The following is a 2816-nucleotide window of genomic DNA, read 5'->3' as shown; positions in this document are numbered from 1 at the left end:
GTGGTTCGCGTTGACACCGAGGACGCAGGTGGCGATGCGCATCCTGATTCTGCTGGCGGCGTTTGTGCTGATGCGCGATGTGATGACGCCGCTGGGTATGTGGGCGGTGAGTCGCGATGTGCAGATCGCATTCAGTGGCAATGCCTTCGTACTGGCGGCGCTCGGCGGGCTGTCGGTGCTGCTGATCATGCTGCTCTCACGCCTGGCACCCGAGTTGTGGCGGTTGATGCGTTGGTCCATTGGCAACCCGTTGGTTGGCATGGCGGTGGGGGTTGTGGTCGGCTGTTTGATCGGCGTGCCGCTGCGGGTTTACCAAGGCATTGATGCAAGCCAGTTCCACGGCTACTGGGTGTGGTTGCCGGGCATGGTGGTATTGGCCTATGGCGCCAATGCGTTGGAGGAAGTGCTGTTCCGCGGCTTTTTGCAGGGTTACCTGGAGCAACAGGTTTCGCCATTGCGCGCTGCATTGATCAGCGGCGTGGCCTTTGCAGCCTGCCATGGGTTCCTGGCCTTAAGCGTCACCCAACTGGGCTGGCCGGTGTTGCTGTTCACCCTGCTTGAAGGGTTGGCCTGTGCGCTGGTGCGCATGCGTTACGGCGTACTGCCCGCCGCACTCGCCCACGGCACCGCCATCCTGCTGATCGCCGTGCCCTACATGGCCTGACCTGAAACACAACCCTGATCGCCCTGATCGTTCCCACGCTCCGCGTGGGAATGCAACCCTGGACGCTCTGCGTCCGCTCTTGAAGTCGTGACGCGGAGCGTCACAGAATGCGTTCCCACGCGGAGCGTGGGAACGATCAGTGATCCCACATTTTTTACAACGGCGGTGTGCGCGGTGGGATCAGGCGTTTGCTGCCGGTGGCTTCATACGCGCTGGCAAAGCTCAGCAGCGCCGAATCATCGTAAGCCCGGCCGGCAAAGGTCAGGCCGACGGGCATGCCGATATCGGCCATCACGCCCATCGGCACGGTGACGGTGGGCACGCCGAGGTGGCGGATGGCGAGGTTGCCGTTGGCGACCCACACGCCATTGCTCCAGGCGATGTCGGCACTGGCTTCGTTCACGTCGGCATCTGCCGGGCCTACATCGGCCACGGTGGGGAACAGCACCGCATCCAGCCCAAGCGTGTCCATCCAGTCTTCCAGGTCGATGCGCCGGGTTTGCTCCAGGCCGCGCAAGCCGTCCGGCACTGTGCTGATCGCGTTCCACGGCGTGATGCCGCGCTCGGCCATGCGCACGTATTCGTCCATGCCGGCGGCCAGGTCATCCTCACGGTTGGGCAGGGTGCCTGGGTCGTGCGGGAAAATCTTCAGCCCGTCGACATCCGCCAGGCGGTTGAGTGCCGGGTCGTTGTTAGCGCGCAGGAAGTCATCGAAGGCCCAGGCTGACAGTTCCCACAATTCGTCGTGCAGGAATTCCTTGGAAACCAAGCCACGGGTAAACACGGTTGGCGCGCCAGGGCGATCGCCTTCGCAGTTGGACACCAGCGGGAAATCCACCTCGATCACTTCGGCGCCGGCGGCTTGCAGCGCCTTGCGTGCACCTGCCCACAGGTCGATCACGCTGGCGCGGGTGTTGATCTTCTGCCCGGTCGGCCCGCCAATGCCGGGCTTTTCGCTGGTGCCCGCCTCGGGGTCGGCATTGATGTACATGCGCGGCACGCCGAAACGTTTACCGGCGAGGGCTTCGCTGCTTACCGCCAAGTCGGCGTAAGACGCGGGGCGCACCGACGCCACGCTCGGGATCGGCACCCAGGGCTGCAGGCGCCACAGGTCGCCACGGGTGTCGGAGTCTTCGGCGACCACCACATCCAGCACTTCCAGCAGGTCGGCCATGGTGCGTGCATAGGGCACCACCACGTCCATGGTCGGCGTGAGCGGCCAGTTGCCGCGTACCGAAATCACCCCACGGGACGGTGTGTAGGCGCACAAACCATTGTTGGACGCCGGGCCACGCCCGCTCGACCAGGTTTCTTCAGCCACACCAAAGGCGGCGAAGCTTGCCGCCGTGGCGGTACCCGCCCCGTTGGACGAACCGGAGGCAAACGGTGCAGTCAGGTAGTCGGCGTTGTAAGGGCTTTCGGCACGGCCATACACACCCCGCTGCATCCCTCCATTGGCCATCGGCGGCATATTGGTCTTGCCCAGGCAGATGGCGCCGCCCGCTCGCAGGCGTTCGATGGTGAAGGCGTCGCGCTGCGCAACCAGCTTGGCAAAGGCCGGGCTGCCGGATGCGGCCGTAAGGCCCTTGACCAGGTAGCTGTCCTTGGCGGTATAGGGAATGCCGTCCAATGGCCCCAACGTTTCACCCCTGGCCCGGCGCGCATCGGACGCCTCGGCTTCTTTGAGGGCTTCAGGGTTGCGCACCACCACGGCGTTCAGCGCGGTGGCGGTCTGCGGGCCGTCATAGGCATCGATCCGCGCCAGGTAGGCGTTTACCAGTTCAACGGCAGTGGTCTGGCCGGTTTCAAGCGCCGCGCGCAGTTGGGCAATGGAGACTTCGGTAACTTGCATCACGTTTTTTTCGCCGCCTTCAAGTGGGAGGTATGGCGGCAGTCTACGGACAGATATTTCACAAAACCAGCGCGGCATGCTCCGCATAGGCGGCGCGCATGACTTGCCACGTCGGCTCGTCAGCCGGAATCAGATGCTCGATACGCAGCGACGTGAGGGTGATGTCCTGGGGCATGCCGAACGTGGTGAAGGTCGACAGAAAGCTCAGCTCGCCCAGGGGTGAGCGGATGCGCGTCAGCACCAACGGCGGCATGTGCTCGGGCGGTTCGGTGTGGGTGGGCGTCGGCAGCTTCGCCAATA

The 2816-nt window shown here is 64.2% G+C and carries 2 protein-coding genes and 1 pseudogene; 1 reads left to right on the top strand and 2 read right to left on the bottom strand.

Annotated features, from left to right (window positions below; genetic code table 11):
* Positions 1-664, top strand: a 664-nt coding sequence (locus tag FEM54_RS29695; protein ID WP_138453970.1) for a CPBP family intramembrane glutamic endopeptidase, incomplete at its 5' end; no start/stop codon positions are given.
* Between the two features lie 154 nt (positions 665-818).
* On the opposite strand, the gene FEM54_RS29685 is transcribed toward FEM54_RS29695, so the two are convergent.
* Both FEM54_RS29685 and FEM54_RS29680 read right to left on the bottom strand, forming a co-directional pair.
* The gene (locus FEM54_RS29685) at positions 819-2519 is read right to left on the bottom strand and encodes an amidase (protein WP_171045936.1); all 1701 of its coding nucleotides are present in this window, start codon (positions 2517-2519) and stop codon (positions 819-821) included.
* Between the two features lie 55 nt (positions 2520-2574).
* Positions 2575-2816, bottom strand: a pseudogene (locus tag FEM54_RS29680) (helix-turn-helix domain-containing protein); the annotation flags it as partial.

Source organism: Pseudomonas edaphica (assembly GCF_005863185.1).
Lineage (GTDB): Bacteria > Pseudomonadota > Gammaproteobacteria > Pseudomonadales > Pseudomonadaceae > Aquipseudomonas > Aquipseudomonas edaphica.
Note: the sequence above shows the minus strand (reverse complement) of the source record. Positions and strands in the feature narration are given on the sequence as shown.